Raw genomic sequence first — 15,710 nt, forward strand, 5'->3', positions numbered from 1 at the left:
TTTCCGCCGGCGGCTCGCTCGGGCGTCGGCCTCAATCCCGGAGATCATCCTATGGCCGTCGCCTCGAAGAAAATTCCTGCTCCCGATCGCGTCGCGATTAAGACCGCGCTGCTGTCCGTCTCCGACAAGACGGGAATCGTCGAGCTGGCGCAGGCCCTGTCGAAGAAGGGCGTCCGCCTGCTTTCCACCGGCGGCACCCACAAGGCGCTCAGCGACGCCGGCCTCGCGGTGACAGACGTGTCGGACGTCACGGGCTTCCCCGAAATCATGGACGGTCGCGTCAAGACGCTGCATCCGAACGTGCATGGCGGCCTGCTCGCGATCCGCGACGATGCCGACCATCTCGCGGCGATGGAGCAGCACGGGATCGGCGCGATCGACCTGGCCGTGATCAATCTCTATCCCTTCGAGGAGGTTCGCGCCAAGGGCGGCGACTACCCGACCACGGTGGAGAACATCGACATCGGCGGCCCGGCGATGATCCGCGCCTCGGCCAAGAACCACGCCTATGTGACCATCGTCGTCGATCCGTCCGACTATGCCGGGCTGCTCGACGAGATGGCGGACGGCACGACGCCCTACGCCTTCCGCCAGAGGCTCGCCGCGAAGGCCTATGCGCGCACGGCCGCCTATGACACGGCGATCTCGAACTGGTTCGCCGAGGCTCTCGACATCGCGACCCCGGCTTTCAGGACGATCGGCGGCGTGCTGAAGGAGGAGATGCGCTACGGCGAGAATCCGCATCAGAAGGCCGCCTTCTACGTCACCGGAGAGAGCCGGCCGGGTGTTGCCACCGCCACGCTGCTGCAGGGCAAGCAGCTCTCCTACAACAATATCAACGACACGGACGCCGCCTTCGAGCTCGTCGCCGAGTTCCTGCCGGAGAACGGGCCGGCCTGCGCGATCATCAAGCATGCCAACCCCTGCGGCGTCGCGACCGGGCCCAGCCTGAAGGAAGCCTATCAGCGCGCGCTCGCCTGTGATCCGGTCTCCGCCTTCGGCGGCATCATCGCCCTGAACAGCCGGCTCGACGGCGAAACGGCCGAGGAGATCGTCAAGCTCTTCACCGAGGTGATCATCGCACCCGACGCGGACGAGGCCGCGCGCGCCGTCATCGCCACCAAGCCGAACCTGCGTCTGCTCGTCACCGGCGCCCTGCCGGATCCGCGCACGCCCGGGATCGCCGCCAAGACCGTCTCGGGCGGCCTGCTCGTGCAGAGCCGCGACAACGGCATGGTCGAAGATCTCGAGCTGAAGGTCGTCACCCGGCGCGCGCCGACGGCCCAAGAGCTCGAGGACATGAAGTTCGCCTTCAAGATCGCCAAGCACGTCAAGTCCAATGCGGTCGTCTATGCCAAGGACGGCCGGACGGCCGGCATCGGCGCCGGCCAGATGAGCCGGGTCGATTCGGCCCGGATCGCGGCGCTGAAGGCCGAGGACGCGGCGAAGGCGATGGGCCTTGCCGAGCCGCTCACGCGGGGATCCGCCGTTGCCTCCGAAGCTTTCCTGCCCTTTGCGGATGGATTGCTTTCGGCGATCGCGGCCGGGGCCACCGCCGTCATCCAGCCCGGCGGCTCGATGCGGGATGCCGAAGTGATCGCGGCCGCGGATGAAGCCGGCGTCGCGATGGTCTTTACCGGGATGCGGCACTTCCGTCACTGATTGGCGCCGGACCGGAAGCGGATTCATCTCCAGATTGAAAACGGAGACGCCGCGCGGCGCTACGCGCGTCCGATCCGGCTTGCGTCCACCACGCGCTGGCCGCCGTAGTCGCGCAGGTAGGAAATCTGGCCGCGGCGCTGTTTCGACAGGTGCTTCAGCTCGGTTTCGGAAAGCTGGAAGGCGCCATCGGCGAAGGTGCCGGTGTCGCACGCCTCGTGGCGGTCGTTGCGCAGCGCGTTCAGCAGGGTTGCAAGCATGGTCTGTCCTCCGGGTCGGCGCATCAACGGCGGGTCGGCCGCCTCTGTTCCCTGGATACCCGAAAAATTTCAACGGAACGTTAACCATGATTCCAGGCGCGCCCGATCGTCCGGCTTTTGCGCCCGGCTTTTCCTGCATGGCCAGTGATCTTCATCAACGGCGCCCGGATTGAATGCCGTCACAATGCCTGCAATCGCGAGGGGCTGCCGTCCAAGGTTCGGGCAGCGACCGGCCGCGGGCGCGCGCGATTGCGCGTGACAGCCGCATTGCGCAACAATATACAGTCAATCCGAGAGCGCGCCGGATACGCAGAGACGATGAAGACCTGGACCCCGGACCTGAGCCGCAGCAGCGGTCCCCGCTACATGGCGATCGCCGACGTCATCGAGATGGACCTTCGCAACGGCCATCTGGTCGCAGGTGACCGCCTGCCGCCGCAGCGGGAGCTCGCAAAGCGGCTCGGCATCGATTTCACCACCGTTGCGCGGGGCTATCTCGAGGCGCAGAAGAGGGGCCTGGTCGGCTCGCATGTCGGGCGCGGGACGTTCGTGACCGGCGGCGCGGACAAGGAGCGCCGGAGCTTCGTCGCCGATGCCGCGCCGGATGCGCGCCGGGCCTCGGTTGTCGACTTCTCGATGAACATGCCGCCGGAGCCGGACGATCCGGATCTCCTCGCCCGCATGCGCGAGGGGCTCGCTGCGGTTGCCGCCGACCTCGTTCCGCTCTTGCGCTACCAGGGGTTCGGCGGCGCTGTGATGGACAAGGACGCCGCCGCCGTCTGGCTCGGCCGTCGCGGGCTCGTTCCCCCGCAGGAGCGCATCTTCGTCACCCCCGGCGCGCATCCGGCGCTGCTTGCGATCTTCGGCATGCTGGCGAAGCCCGGCGAGACCGTGCTTTCGGAGAACATCACCTATCCCGGAATGCGCTCGGTCGCCGCGCAGCTCAGGCTGACGCTCGCCGGTTTGCCGATGGACGAGGAGGGCATCATCCCGGCGGCCTTCGCGCAGGCCTGCACGGCGAAGAAGCCGAAGGCGCTCTACCTGAACCCGACCCTGCAGAATCCGCTCACCCTGACGATCCCGGAGCGGCGACGGGAAGAGATCTGCGCCGTCGCCCGGCGCTATCAGGTGCCGATCGTCGAGGACGATGCCTACGGCTTCATCCCGCTGGATGGTCCGACGCCGCTGGCGGCGATGGCGCCCGATCTGACCTGGCACATCGGCGGGCTGGCGAAATGTCTCGGTGCCGGATTGCGGCTCGCCTATGTCGTCGCCCCCGACACCAAGGCGGCCTGGCCGTTTGCGAGCGCCATGCGGGCGAACAACGTCATGGCGTCGCCCTTGACGCTCGCGCTTGCGACCCGCTGGATCGCCGACGGCACGGCCGACGGCATCCTGCGCTTCATCCGTGAGGAGGCTGCCGCGCGGCAGGCGCTCGTCGCGGCGATCCTGCCGGAGGGCAGCTATCGCAGCGATCCCCTCAGCTTCAACATCTGGCTGCCGCTGACCGGGGGCTGGACGCGATCGACGTTCGGCAGCCACATGCGGTCGGCGGGGATCGGCGTCGTGGCCAGCGATGCCTTCACCGTCGACGGGCCGGCGCCGGAGGCGGTCCGCGTCTGCATCGGCGGCCCGATCCGGCGGGCAGCGCTCAAGGGGGCGCTCGAGTTCATGGAGCATGCCCTCGAAAACTCCCCGGAGATGGCGGGCTCCTTCTTCTGAGCGCGGGCGGCAGGCGGCGACGCGGCCGGGTCCCGCCGAGCGTCTCGTCGTCTGACGCATCCGGCCGACACGGCCGAAGGGCGTGTCCTGCGCGCCATCCGGATCGACAGGCCCTCCGTGCTGCCGTCCCCGGGGCCGGCGCGAAGAAGCGCCGGACCCTGACCCACGACCGGGGCTGCACCGCACGTGGCCCTTGTGCCCCGGGGAACACCGCCCGGCCGGCGGGCAAGGCATAACCCCGCTTGCGAGCCAGGGTTCGCACCATCGACGCCGCATCGCGGCGCGGGCCATGCAACTTTGAACGGGAGACCAGCATGAAGAAATTTTCGCGCCCGGCGGCGTCACCCGCCGGACACGGGACGCCGGCAGGGGCGTTCGGCAGGCATATTATCCGTATGATGGCCGCCAATACGGGCGGCACCTTCGGAATGTTCGAGGCCGTCGTCGCCCCCGGCGAAGGCCCCCCGCTCCATGTCCATGAGCGGGAAGAGGAGTTCTTCCGCGTGTTGAAAGGCCGCTTCGGCTTCTGGTGCGCCGGCGACTATCTCGAGCTGACCGCCGGCGGCTGCATCGCCCTTCCCCGTGGAATTCCGCACCGTTTCGAAAACATCGGCAGCGAGGACGGCGAGTTGATGGTGATCGTGACGCCGGGCGGCTTCGAGGCGTTCTTCCCGATGGTGGAGCTCTGCAAGCCGGAAACGCCCGAACAGGTCGCCGCCCTGGCTGGCGAATTCGGCGTGACCTTCGTCCCGGCCGAGGGCCAGGAAGCGGCCGCCTGAACCGACAACGAAAGCACCGGCGAAGGGGGCCGTCCGGCCCCTTCTCACGCCGCGACACCTTGCAGCATCCAGCATCGGCTGGCTTTCCCGGGTCCTCAGGGCCGCATCACAAGTCGCCTCGCGCTTGGTTAAAATCACCCCTCTCTTTGGGCCGACGACGCGGGCCTTTCGCGGCAGAGATAGAGTATCCAGAGCGTGACCGCGAAAAAGCTGAGCAGGAAATAGGGTGCAAAAGCGACCACCCGCTCGGCTTGTTCCGCAGTCTGCTCCAGCCCTTGGTTGGCGCGGCGCGCGACTTGAGCAGCCACTAGTGCGTCTCGCTTGAAATGGAAACTGACGGCCAGGCCTGCGGCGGTGAAGGCAAGAACCGCAGCGTTGACCAGCCTTGCACCTGGAGTGAACCTCAGCGCCCCGTTCCGCCAATGAGGCAAATCGCTCCAAACACGGTCAACAGCGCAATTTTGAACGGTGTCTCCTCGACAAGCAGGAAGAGAGGCATGCCATTGCCTGGTTGCGACCAACGGACCATTTCCTTGAGGCCACCAAGGACCATCATCGTCCCAAGTAACAGGTTGGGCCATTGACGAGCACTGCTGCCCATTGCCCGCTCTGCCCTGGCATAGGAGAGCAGCCGATCACCAATCGAAATATTGATGCTCCGGATGATCAGAACCAGGATCGAGCTGGCCACCCAGGACGTTGAGGCGGGAATGTCTGAATCGATGCCTTTCCCCGCAATCTGTGCCAAGTGATCGATCAGACCGACCAGCGCATTGAGGAATATAAAGTCGAGATAAAAGCTCAAAACCGGAAAAACATACTTTCGCATCGCGCCCTCAAATCGGATTTCTATTGCAATAAACATAACCCAGCAGATAGCCTGCCTCGTCATTCCGCTTTCATCACACAACCCTTCTGCAGTCGGAGTCGTCGCGTCCCTCTCAAACCACCCAGTGACAGTTTGGCTATGCCGGCCTCGTCGTGATAGCCAGGAATTCCCTTTCGTTTCTAGGATGCACCTACGACGTGGTCGGTGCAAAGTCGCTGTACATCGCTTTGATGATGCAGAACGTTCCTTTCGGCAAATATTGCAAACTGCCGTCCATCGGACGACAGTTGGGCCGCCGGACTTCCCGCGCAAGAGCAACCCGAGGTGCTGATGTTTCCGCTTTCGCACATGATGAAGTCATTCATACGCAAGGGTTGTCTGACGGTCATCGATGCAGAGGGAAAACGCCATGTCTTCAAGGGCACGCCGGGTCCGCAGGTGACGATGCGGCTGACCGACAGGAAGCTCTATCGGACATTGGTCTTCAATGCCGAGCTTGCGGCCGGCGAAGCCTACATGGATGGAACGATGAGGTTCGAGGAGGGCTCGACGCTTCGCGATTTCCTGACGCTCTTCTCGGTCAACCGCCTCTCGCTCGGCTCCTATCCGATCCAGAAGGTTCTGCGCGCCATCAAGATGCGCTTCCGCAAGCGCCAGCAATCCAATCGCAAGGGACAGGCACAACAGAACGTCGCCCATCACTACGATCTCGGCAACGATTTCTACAAACTGTTTCTCGATGAGAACATGCTGTATTCCTGCGCCTATTTCAGGGAGCAAGGCGAGACCCTGGAGCAGGCGCAGCGCAACAAGCTGCGGCTGCTGGCCAGCAAGCTCGGGCTGAAGCCCGGAATGAAGGTGCTCGACATTGGGTGCGGCTGGGGCGACCTTGCGCTCTATCTGGCGGCTTTGGAGGATGTGGACGTTCTCGGCGTGACGCTGTCCGGCGAGCAGCAGGTCCTCGCCTCGCAGCGGGCCGTCAAGGCAGGACTTGCCGGGCGCGTCCGTTTCGAGCTGAAGGATTATCGGGACGTCGAGGGATCCTTCGACCGCATCGTCTCCGTCGGCATGTTCGAGCATGTCGGCGTCCACCACTACGACGAATTCTTCAAGAAGCTGAATGCCCTGATGCCGGATGACGGCCTGGCGCTGCTGCATTCGATCGGGCACATGAGCCCGCCGGGCATGGCGAGCCCCTGGCTGCGGAAATACATCTTTCCCGGCGCCTACTCTCCGGCGCTATCCGAAGTGTTCGAGGTGGTCGAGCGAAACAGCCTCTGGGTGACGGATCTGGAATTTCTGCGCGTTCACTACGCAACGACGCTCGCCCACTGGGCCGCCCGCTTCGAGGCGAATCGCAAGAAGGTCGTCGCGCTGTACGACGAGCGTTTTGCGCGGATGTGGGAATTCTACCTGATCAGCGCGGAGATGATGTTCCGCACCGGCAGCCAGCTCGTCTTCCACATGCAGCTGTCGCGCTCCCGCGACGCCGCACCGATCGTCCGCGACTACATCACCGACAGACAGCGTGACTACATCGAACGCGAGAAGATGCTCAGCCTGTCCGCTACTGATCTTGCCGGCGTCCTCTGAGCTATCGGATCGTTGTAATGTGATATGCAATCGGTATTGAAGATAATACGTGGGATGCCCGTGAAGGGGAACTAACGGCTTTTCGGCACCGAGATTGCTGAATGTCGCCGATACCTGGATAGAAGGACTCTACAACTAGAAGCGTGATATTGAGGTGATGTTGGCAATTGATTCGAAGGGAAGCTCGTGCAGTTCGGAGACTATATTGTGTATGTGGACGAGAGCGGCGACCACAGCATGACCTCAATCGATGAAAACTATCCGATTTTCTCATTAGCCTTTTGTGTTTTCAAGAAGTCGGACTACGTTCAAGGCGCTGTTCCGGCGATGCAAGACTTTAAATTTCGATGGTTCGGTCATGACACCGTAGTTATGCATGAAGCAGACATCGTGAAGCGCCGCGGCCCATTTCACTTTCTTCAATACGATAAGTTGAGAGAGCGATTCATGGGAGATTTGACCGAAGTAATCGAGCGTATGCCGATGACGGTCATATCCTCTGTGATACGGAAGGACAGATTGAAGCGGAAATACGTGCGCCCGGAGAACCCCTATCAGCTGGGCCTTCTGTTCTGCATGGAAATGACCCATGCATTCATCAAACACAACGGAAATCATGATCAGCAATGCCACATAGTGTGCGAGTCCCGAAGCCCACGAGAGAAGGTCGGACAAGGCAAAGAGGACGCGGCACTTGAGCTTGAGTTTCGACGCATCGCGGCTGGAGACCATTTTTTGCAGGGAGCCAAAGACGGAGCGAAGATGCCTTGCTTCGAAATTGTATTTGCATCGAAATTGGCAAATTCTACAGGTCTTCAGATCGCGGATCTGATCGCACGTCCGATCGGGCTACGTATTCTAAAGGGAGATCAACCCAATCGAGCTTTTGACGTAATAAGTCAAAAGTTTTGGAAAGGGCCAATGGGGAGGAGCCAGTCATTCGGCCTCAAAGTCTTCCCCTGAAAAGCGAAAGGCCCCGGTAAACCGAGGCCACAACGCCGACCAGGAACGAACCCCAATCCACTTATCCTTAATGTAGTGCGTTTCGAGGAAAAATCAAGAAGATTCAAACGGTTGCGAAAAACTGGTTAAGTGCATGTAAAGACTCTGCTATTCCGGCGGTCATTTACCGAACATGTCCTCGCCACTGATGCGAAAGGATCCCAATGAACTTTTCGGAGCTTCATAAACTCATTTTAATTAGGCAACCGCCTGAAAAGCGGCTGAGCAAGGCCGACGGCAGCAATGAGCATCATATGAGCGAGGCTGCAGTGATGCTCGCCTTTGCAATGCATCTTTTCGCGCGCGGTGCTGACCGGGTCTCAATTCATCCAGACGGCGAGCACGGCAAGCGGTTCGAGATCCAGGCCTGGCTGGCAACGCACGGTTTCACTTGGCAGGAAGGCTGGGGAACGACAAGCTATGCTGGCCGGTATCTGAATGGCAACTTGGTGCTTGAGGTTCATGTGAAGTCCGGCCAGGGCGACGTTGTTGCCACAATCGGAGGGCAATCGGTTATTGCCGAATGCAAGGGCGGCATCGTTAACACAAGGCACGCCGGGCAGGTCTCTCGCCTGCGGAAGGGGCTGCACGAGGCGGCAGGTCAACTTCTCACGAGATCGGGCGATGGTGAGATCAACATTGCAGTCGTGCCACGCACGAACACAACGCGCGATCTCGCGATCAAGATGGCACCCAGAGCAAATCGGGCCGGCATCGCCATCGCGCTCGTTTCGACGACCGGAGAGGTGGAGTATTTCGGGGCCGACCCCTTGAGTGCCGGGAACGTGGCCCTGCTATAGAGAGCCTTGAGGAGTCGCTGCGAGTCAGATCGGCCACGGTCGGTTTACAGGCAGGAAGGCATTGATCCGTAAGGATTTATTGGCGGAGAGGGGGGGATTCGAACCCCCGATAGAGTTGCCCCTATGCCGCATTTCGAGTGCGGTGCATTCAACCGCTCTGCCACCTCTCCGCATACGGTTGGCGCCTTGGCGGCGCGGGGGGTACATAGCGGCTGATTTGCAACGTGGCAAGGGGCATGGTCATGCTGGCGCCAACTTATTGCGCCGGCTCGGCGAAAACGGTCTTGACAGTTTCCGGGCGCTCGCCTATTGCCCCACGTGCGTGGGAAAGGACCAAGGTCCGTCCCGCAACTTCCGGTCTGTATCCGATGCCTTTCGCGGGCGTTCGGACGACCGTTCGCCGGCGGGCGCAAGCCCGTCATCCCGACTGACAAAAAGACGGCCGCGCCCTCGGGCGAAGAGCCGGACCGAACATGAAAGGACAAGAAATGTTCGCAGTCATCAAGACCGGCGGTAAGCAGTACCGCGTGGCAGCCAACGACGTCGTGACGGTTGAAAAGCTCGTCGCTGTCGCTGGCGACAAGATCGAATTCACCGAAGTGCTGATGGTCGGCGAAGGCGCCGACGCAACGATCGGCGCTCCCTTCGTCGAAGGTGCGGTCGTGACCGCCGAAGTCGTCGAGCAGGGCCGCGCCAAGAAGGTCATCGCCTTCAAGAAGCGTCGCCGCCAGAACTCCAAGCGTTCGCGCGGTCACCGCCAGCACCAGACCACCGTCCGGATCGTCGACATCGCGGCAGCCGGCGGCAAGGCGAAGAAGTCTTCCAAGAAGACCGAAGCCCCTGCCGAAGCAGCAGCGAACTGAGATCAGGACAAAGGTAAAGGAGAACACCAATGGCACATAAGAAAGCTGGCGGTTCCTCGCGCAACGGTCGCGATTCGGAGTCCAAGCGCCTTGGCGTGAAGAAATTCGGCGGCGAAGCCGTCATCGCAGGCAACATCATCGTCCGTCAGCGCGGAACGAAGTGGCATCCGGGCGCCAATGTCGGCCTCGGCAAGGACCACACCATTTTTGCGCTTACGGCCGGCAATGTGAACTTCCGTACGAAGGCCAATGGCCGCGTGTACGTGTCTGTAATGCCGAAAGCCGAAGCAGCGGAATAAGCCGGTAGCGCTCTAAAACAGCCGGCGTCTCATCGACCCGGCTGATGCTACAGGTGCCGAACCTGCAGAAACAAAAGGGGAGATGGGGCAATCCATCTCCCCTTTGTTCATCTGGAGGATCGAACATGTTCAGCGAAATGTTGAGGGACGGCCAATCCCGGCCACCCGAAGAGCGGCCAAGGCCGGAACGGTCGAGGACCGATTGCCCCATCTTACTGTCGCAACGGCTCGTTCTGCGGGCCCCGCACGAAGATGACATCGACGCCCTTGCCCATCTCGCCAACAACGCCAACATCGCCACGATGGTCGCCCGCATGCCGCATCCCTACACGATCGCGGATGCCGCCGACTTCGTGCGACGCACGAAAGCCGGCGCGATTGGCAAGTGCGTCTATGCGATTACCAAGGCGGACACCGGCGCATTCCTCGGCTGCTGCGGGATCGAGCCGCACGAGGACGGCAAGACGGTCGAGCTCGGCTACTGGCTGGGCGAGCCGCACTGGAACAAGGGCTATGCCACGGAGGCGGCACAGAGCCTGACGGACATGGTGTTCCGCACCCGCGACGTCGAGCAGATCGACGCCCGCTGCCGGGTGATGAACATCGCCTCGCGCCGGGTCATCCAGAAGTGCGGCTTCCAGTTCCAGGCGACCGGGATGGTCCAGAGCCTCGCGGTCGGCGGCATGGTTCCGGTCGAATGGTTCCGGCTCGACCGCAGAACCTGGGTCTCGCTGAAGAGCTGGGGGAACCTCGGATGAGCGCGCTGCGACTGGAAAAGGATGTCCCTGCCCTGCCCGACCCCGGGCCCTGCCCGGTTCTTTCGACCGGGCGGCTGGTCCTGCGGCCGCATCGGCCGCAGGATGCAGAAGCCATCGCGAGCTCGCTCGGCGACTTCCGCGTCGCGCGGATGCTGGCGCGGGTGCCGGCGCCGTTCGACCGCCAGGATGCGGAGGAATGGCTGTCGCACGCCACCAGCGGGCTTCTGCCCGGCTGGGCGCTGGCGATCACGACCGGAGACGACGTCCATATCGGTACGGTCGCCTTCGAGCAGCGGGCGGGCGGCTGGCATCTCGGCTACTGGCTGAACCGGTTCTACTGGGGCCGCGGCTACATGAGCGAGGCGGTGCACGGCGCCGTCGCCCGCTTCCTGATGCGGATGCCGGGCGTGGAGCTCCACTCCGGCGTCTTCGCCGACAACCCGGCCTCGCTCAGGGTCCAGGACAGGATCGGCTTTCGCATCACCGGGCTCAGCGAAGTCTATTCGGTCGCCCGCGGCGCCATGGTGCCGCATGTCGAGACGCGGCTGTCACCGGGGGATTTCCGGCCGGCAGCGTTCCTGCGCTGAATGGAAGCGCCGGGGGTCGCAGGCCGTTGCCGGCGACCCCCGGCAGCCTGGCGGGACGGGCCGGAGCAGTTCCCGGGGAATGCTCCAACGCCTCGTTTTCGCGGCATGATTGGACGTCGAAGCGATGCCGGTTCGGCTGGGCGGGCTAGTAGAGCTCGAACCAGACGGGCAGGTGGTCGGATCCGGTCGCGGTCTCGTCGATCCAGGCGTCCTTCAGGCGCCCGACAAGGCCGTGGCTGACGAAGCAGTAGTCGAGGAACATCCGGTGGTCATGGTTCTGCGGATCGATCCAGCTGTAGCTTTCCGCCGTCCGCCGGCCGAGGCCGGCGAGCACGTCGACGGGGTAGGTGGCGCGGATCTGGCGGCCGTAGAAGCCGTCGACGTCGCCGACCATGGCGCAGTATTCGGGCGATTCCGGCACCATGTTGAAATCGCCCATCAGGACGTAGTCGTCGGGAAAGGGCGGCTGCGGCAGGCCGAATTCCTCGGCGCCGGAGATCGCGCCGCCTTCGAGCGCGTAGGCGAGCACGCGCTCCTTCAGATGGCGGATCTGTTCGATCCGCTCGCCGCGATAGACGTGGTCGAGGTGGACGGAATAGACGCGCAGCGCGCCGCCGGGGGCGGCGATCACCGCTTCGGTCGCGCCGCGCTGCAGGTTGAGCTTGTCGAGCGTGCGGCTGCGCGGCAGCGGCAGGAGCCGCGAGGCGAGGATCGGATAGCGCGACAAGACCATGTTGCCGAACTGGAAGCGGCGGCTGACGGCGCGGCCGTCCTCGATGGTCGATCCGACGTCGATGTCGCAGGCGGGCCAGTAGACGGAAAAGTGAGCGGGCAGCAGCGCCTGCAATTCGGCGACCATGTCGATGCCGTCGTTGCGGTGGAAGCCGCGGGTGACCTCCTGCAGGGCGATGACGTCCGCGTTGCCGATCTCGCCGGCGATCCGGCGCAGGTCGAGCCGGCCGTCGAGGCCGATGCCATACTGGATGTTGTAGCTTGCGAATTTCACGATAGTCTTTGACCTCTGCGGGAACCGGCTATATCGAATGCGGCGACACGGCCATCAGGCTGGGAAAAGAAGAACGGCGAACCCATGAAGTTTCTCGATCAGGCGAAAGTCTATATCCGTTCCGGTGACGGCGGTGCAGGGGCTGTCTCGTTCCGTCGTGAAAAATTCATCGAGTTCGGCGGCCCGGACGGTGGCGACGGCGGGCGCGGCGGCGATGTCTGGGTCGAGGCGGTCAACGGGTTGAACACGCTGATCGATTTCCGCTACCAGCAGCATTTCAAGGGCGCGACCGGCCAGCACGGCATGGGCCGCAACCGTACCGGCGCGGGCGGCGCCTCGGTGACGCTGAAGGTGCCGGTCGGCACGCAGGTGTTCGAGGAGGACAACGAGACCCTGATCGTCGACATGACGAAGGAGGGTCAGCGCTTCCGGCTCGCCGCCGGCGGCAATGGCGGCTTCGGCAACGCCCATTTCAAGTCCTCGACCAACCAGGCGCCGAACTGGGCCAATCCCGGCCTGGAGGGCGAGGAGAAGACGATCTGGCTGCGGCTGAAACTGATCGCCGATGCCGGGCTCGTCGGCCTGCCCAATGCCGGCAAGTCCACCTTCCTCGCCGCCTGCACGCGGGCACGTCCGAAGATCGCCAACTACCCGTTCACGACGCTGCATCCGAACCTCGGGGTGGCGACCGTCGACGGGCGCGAGTTCATCCTGGCCGACATTCCCGGCCTGATCGAGGGCGCCCATGAGGGCACCGGCATCGGCGACCGCTTCCTCGGCCATGTCGAGCGGACCCGCGTGCTGCTCCACCTCGTCTCGGCCCAGGAGGAGAAGGTCGGCAAGGCCTATACGGTCGTCAAGCACGAGCTGGAGGCCTATGGCGGCGGGTTGACGGATAAGCCGGAAATCGTGGCGCTGTCGCAGATCGACGTGCTTGACGAGGCCGAGCTGAAGAAGAAGGCCAAGGAACTGGAGAAGGCGTGCGGCCAGAAACCGCTGCTGCTGTCCGCCGTCACCAATGTCGGCATGCTGGAGGCGCTGCGCGCGCTGCGCGACGAGATCGTGCGCTTCGGGACAGAAGAGCAGGACGAGGCATAGCATGGCCGCCATCCGCAAGGCGCTGTCGAGCCACAAGCGCATCGTCATCAAGATCGGGTCCGCCTTGCTGGTCGACCGCGGCAGCGGCTTGAAGAAGGCCTGGCTCGATGCCGTCTGCGCCGATATTGCCGGCCTTCGGGCGGGGGGCGCCGAAGTCCTCGTCGTCTCCTCGGGCGCGATCGCGCTCGGCCGCACCGTGCTGAGGCTTCCCAAGGGTGCGTTGAAGCTGGAGGAAAGCCAGGCGGCGGCGGCCGTCGGGCAGATCGCGCTGGCGCGCGCCTGGTCGGAGAGCCTCTCGACCGAGGGCCTCGTCGCCGGCCAGATCCTCCTGACGCTCGGCGACACCGAGGAGCGCCGCCGCTACCTCAATGCACGCGCGACGCTGAAGCAGCTTCTGAAGCTCGGCTCGGTGCCGATCATCAACGAGAACGACACGGTCGCCACCAGCGAGATCCGCTACGGCGACAACGACCGGCTGGCCGCGCGCGTCGCGACGATGGCCGGCGCCGACCTGCTGGTGCTGCTGTCGGATATCGACGGGCTCTATACGGCGCCGCCGCACCTTGATCCGCAAGCCCGGTTCCTCGACACGATCGACGAGATCACGCCGGAGATCGAGGCGATGGCGGGCGGGGCGGCATCGGAGCTGTCGCGCGGCGGCATGCGCACCAAGATCGATGCCGGCAAGATCGCGACCGCCGCGGGCTGCGCCATGATCATCGCCTCCGGCAAGACCGACCACCCCCTGCGCGCGGTCGAGGATGGCGCCCGCTCGTCCTGGTTCGCGCCGGCCGGGTCGCCGGTCACGGCCCGCAAGACCTGGATCGCCGGACAATTGCAGCCGGCCGGAACGCTGGCGATCGACGAGGGCGCGGAACGGGCGCTGCGGTCCGGCAAGAGCCTCTTGCCGGCCGGCGTGCGCACGGTCATGGGCACCTTCTCCCGCGGCGACACGATCGCCATCGTCGGGGTGAACGGTCGCGAGCTCGCCCGGGGGCTTGCCGGCTACGATGCCGACGAGGCGCGCCAAATCGCGGGCAAGAAATCAACGGAGATCGCCGGCATACTGGGTCACGCCGGCCGCGCGGCGATGGTCCATCGCGACGATCTCGTCATGACCGGCGCCGGACGCATCGATGCCGGCGCGGCGCAGGAGAAGGATGCAGCCCATGCTTGACCAGGCCGAGAAGAAGGACGACGTCGCCGCGCTCATGACGGCCATCGGCCGCAAGGCCTGCGCCGCGGCCCGGCCGCTGGCCATGGCGACGACGGAGATCAAGAACCGCGCGCTGGAGGCGATGGCGAAGGCCATCCTGGCCGATCGCGACGTGATCCTGGCCGCCAATGCGATCGATCTGGCCAATGCCCGCGAGAGCGGGGTGGCCGCGTCGTTCATCGACAGGCTGACGCTAACGCCCGAGCGCGTCGAGGCGATCGCCGGCGGCATCCGTGCCATTGCCGCCTTCAAGGATCCGGTCGGCGACGTGATTGCGGAATGGGACAGGCCGAACGGCCTGCACATCGAGCGCGTGCGCACGCCGCTCGGCGTGATCGGGGTGATCTACGAGAGCCGCCCCAACGTGACGGCGGATGCCGGGGCGCTGTGCCTGAAGGCCGGCAATGCGGTGATCCTGCGCGGCGGTTCGGACAGCCTGAACTCCTCGCAGGCCATCCATGCCTGCCTGGTGCGGGGCCTGAAGGAAGCAGGGCTTCCGGAGCATGCCATCCAGATGGTGCCGGTCGCCGATCGCGCCGCCGTCGGCGCCATGCTCTCCGGGCTCGACGGTTCGATCGACGTGATCGTGCCGCGCGGGGGAAAAAGCCTCGTCGCCCGCGTCCAGAACGAGGCCCGCGTGCCGGTCTTCGCCCATCTCGAGGGGCTCTGCCACATCTATGTCGACCGGTCGGCGGACCTGGAGATGGCCCGGACCCTCGTCGTCAATTCCAAGATGCGGCGCACCGGCGTCTGCGGGGCGGTGGAGACGCTGCTGATCGACCGGGCCGCCGCCGCGACGCATCTGGCACCGCTGCTCGGCGCCCTGAAGGATGCCGGCTGCGAGGTTCGGGCGACGGAGGAGATCCGCGCGCGCGTCGGCGGCCTCGAGCCGGCGACCGAGCAGGACTGGTCGACCGAGTATCTCGATGCCATCATTTCCGTGGCGCTGGTCGACGGCGTCGGCGGCGCGATCGAGCACATCAACCGCTGGTCCTCGGCCCACACCGAAGCCGTGATCGCGGAGGACCAGGCGGTCGCCGACCGCTTTTTCGCCGAGATCGATTCGGCCATCCTGCTGCACAACGCGTCCACCCAGTTCGCCGATGGCGGCGAATTCGGGATGGGCGGGGAGATCGGCATCGCCACCGGCAAGATGCATGCCCGCGGGCCCGTCGGCGTCGAGCAGCTGACCTCGTTCAAGTACAGGGTTCGCGGTGCCGGACAGGTGCGGCCCTAGGT

Annotated in this window: 17 protein-coding genes and 1 tRNA gene; 13 read left to right on the top strand and 5 right to left on the bottom strand. The window is 64.4% G+C overall.

Going from position 1 to position 15,710, the window contains the following annotated elements:
• Positions 1-51 precede the first annotated feature (51 nt).
• Entirely contained in the window at positions 52-1,662 is a 1,611-nt protein-coding gene (gene purH / locus P0086_RS11160; protein ID WP_275785425.1) for a bifunctional phosphoribosylaminoimidazolecarboxamide formyltransferase/IMP cyclohydrolase, read from the top strand.
• 59 nt (positions 1,663-1,721) lie between these two features.
• Here purH and P0086_RS11165 read toward each other — a convergent pair whose 3' ends face one another.
• The gene (locus P0086_RS11165) at positions 1,722-1,919 is read right to left on the bottom strand and encodes a hypothetical protein (RefSeq protein WP_112614155.1); all 198 of its coding nucleotides are present in this window, start codon (positions 1,917-1,919) and stop codon (positions 1,722-1,724) included.
• A 318-nt stretch (positions 1,920-2,237) separates the two neighbouring features.
• Here P0086_RS11165 and P0086_RS11170 point away from each other — a divergent pair, with 318 nt between their 5' ends.
• Together P0086_RS11170 and P0086_RS11175 are read left to right on the top strand one after the other, a co-directional pair.
• Positions 2,238-3,641: a PLP-dependent aminotransferase family protein gene (locus P0086_RS11170; protein WP_275785427.1), complete on the top strand. Its 1,404-nt coding sequence runs from the start codon at positions 2,238-2,240 to the stop codon at positions 3,639-3,641.
• 314 nt (positions 3,642-3,955) lie between these two features.
• Positions 3,956-4,420: a cupin domain-containing protein gene (locus P0086_RS11175; protein WP_148651680.1), complete on the top strand. Its 465-nt coding sequence runs from the start codon at positions 3,956-3,958 to the stop codon at positions 4,418-4,420.
• 134 nt (positions 4,421-4,554) lie between these two features.
• Here the strand turns inward: P0086_RS11175 and P0086_RS11180 are convergent, their stop codons facing one another.
• Together P0086_RS11180 and P0086_RS11185 are read right to left on the bottom strand one after the other, a co-directional pair.
• Positions 4,555-4,728 carry a hypothetical protein gene (locus P0086_RS11180; RefSeq protein ID WP_275785430.1) on the bottom strand — a complete coding sequence of 58 codons (174 nt, stop codon included), beginning with the start codon at positions 4,726-4,728 and terminating at the stop codon, positions 4,555-4,557.
• 95 nt (positions 4,729-4,823) lie between these two features.
• Positions 4,824-5,312 carry a hypothetical protein gene (locus P0086_RS11185; RefSeq protein WP_275785432.1) on the bottom strand — a complete coding sequence of 163 codons (489 nt, stop codon included), beginning with the start codon at positions 5,310-5,312 and terminating at the stop codon, positions 4,824-4,826.
• A 267-nt stretch (positions 5,313-5,579) separates the two neighbouring features.
• On the opposite strand from P0086_RS11185, the gene P0086_RS11190 reads away from it, so the two are divergent.
• From P0086_RS11190 to P0086_RS11200, 3 genes are all read left to right on the top strand, one after another.
• Positions 5,580-6,842, top strand: coding sequence for a cyclopropane-fatty-acyl-phospholipid synthase family protein (locus P0086_RS11190; RefSeq protein WP_275785434.1), 1,263 nt, complete (start codon positions 5,580-5,582; stop codon positions 6,840-6,842).
• Positions 6,843-7,028: 186 nt separating this feature from the next.
• Positions 7,029-7,805, top strand: coding sequence for a DUF3800 domain-containing protein (locus P0086_RS11195; protein ID WP_275785436.1), 777 nt, complete (start codon positions 7,029-7,031; stop codon positions 7,803-7,805).
• Positions 7,806-8,008: 203 nt separating this feature from the next.
• Positions 8,009-8,644 (top strand): hypothetical protein, encoded by a 636-nt coding sequence (locus P0086_RS11200; protein WP_275785438.1) that lies wholly within the window; start codon positions 8,009-8,011, stop codon positions 8,642-8,644.
• A gap of 80 nt (positions 8,645-8,724) precedes the next feature.
• Here P0086_RS11200 and P0086_RS11205 read toward each other — a convergent pair.
• Positions 8,725-8,814, bottom strand: a tRNA-Ser gene (locus P0086_RS11205).
• 318 nt (positions 8,815-9,132) lie between these two features.
• Here P0086_RS11205 and rplU point away from each other — a divergent pair.
• From rplU to P0086_RS11225, 4 genes are all read left to right on the top strand, one after another.
• Positions 9,133-9,507 carry a 50S ribosomal protein L21 gene (gene rplU / locus P0086_RS11210; RefSeq protein ID WP_112596791.1) on the top strand — a complete coding sequence of 125 codons (375 nt, stop codon included), beginning with the start codon at positions 9,133-9,135 and terminating at the stop codon, positions 9,505-9,507.
• A gap of 29 nt (positions 9,508-9,536) precedes the next feature.
• A complete protein-coding gene (gene rpmA / locus P0086_RS11215) occupies positions 9,537-9,806 on the top strand; it encodes a 50S ribosomal protein L27 (RefSeq protein WP_112596790.1) in 270 nt (89 codons plus the stop codon).
• A gap of 125 nt (positions 9,807-9,931) precedes the next feature.
• Entirely contained in the window at positions 9,932-10,564 is a 633-nt protein-coding gene (locus tag P0086_RS11220) for a GNAT family protein (protein ID WP_112610529.1), read from the top strand.
• Entirely contained in the window at positions 10,561-11,151 is a 591-nt protein-coding gene (locus P0086_RS11225; RefSeq protein ID WP_112614147.1) for a GNAT family N-acetyltransferase, read from the top strand. The genes P0086_RS11220 and P0086_RS11225 overlap by 4 nt, the downstream gene beginning before the upstream one ends.
• Positions 11,152-11,296: 145 nt before the next feature.
• Here P0086_RS11225 and P0086_RS11230 read toward each other — a convergent pair whose 3' ends face one another.
• Positions 11,297-12,157 carry an endonuclease/exonuclease/phosphatase family protein gene (locus P0086_RS11230; RefSeq protein WP_275785442.1) on the bottom strand — a complete coding sequence of 287 codons (861 nt, stop codon included), beginning with the start codon at positions 12,155-12,157 and terminating at the stop codon, positions 11,297-11,299.
• Positions 12,158-12,241: 84 nt separating this feature from the next.
• On the opposite strand from P0086_RS11230, the gene obgE reads away from it, so the two are divergent.
• Genes obgE through P0086_RS11245 form a run of 3 tightly spaced genes read left to right on the top strand, consistent with a single transcriptional unit; the run spans position 12,242 to position 15,708 of the window.
• Positions 12,242-13,255, top strand: coding sequence for a GTPase ObgE (obgE, locus tag P0086_RS11235; RefSeq protein WP_112610535.1), 1,014 nt, complete (start codon positions 12,242-12,244; stop codon positions 13,253-13,255).
• Between the two features lies 1 nt (position 13,256).
• Positions 13,257-14,432, top strand: coding sequence for a glutamate 5-kinase (gene proB, locus P0086_RS11240; RefSeq protein WP_275785444.1), 1,176 nt, complete (start codon positions 13,257-13,259; stop codon positions 14,430-14,432).
• Positions 14,425-15,708: a glutamate-5-semialdehyde dehydrogenase gene (locus P0086_RS11245; protein ID WP_275785446.1), complete on the top strand. Its 1,284-nt coding sequence runs from the start codon at positions 14,425-14,427 to the stop codon at positions 15,706-15,708. Before proB ends, P0086_RS11245 begins: the two co-directional genes overlap by 8 nt.
• Positions 15,709-15,710: the final 2 nt, after the last annotated feature.

This window comes from Mycoplana sp. MJR14, assembly GCF_029210525.1.
Taxonomy (GTDB): Bacteria; Pseudomonadota; Alphaproteobacteria; order Rhizobiales; family Rhizobiaceae; genus Mycoplana.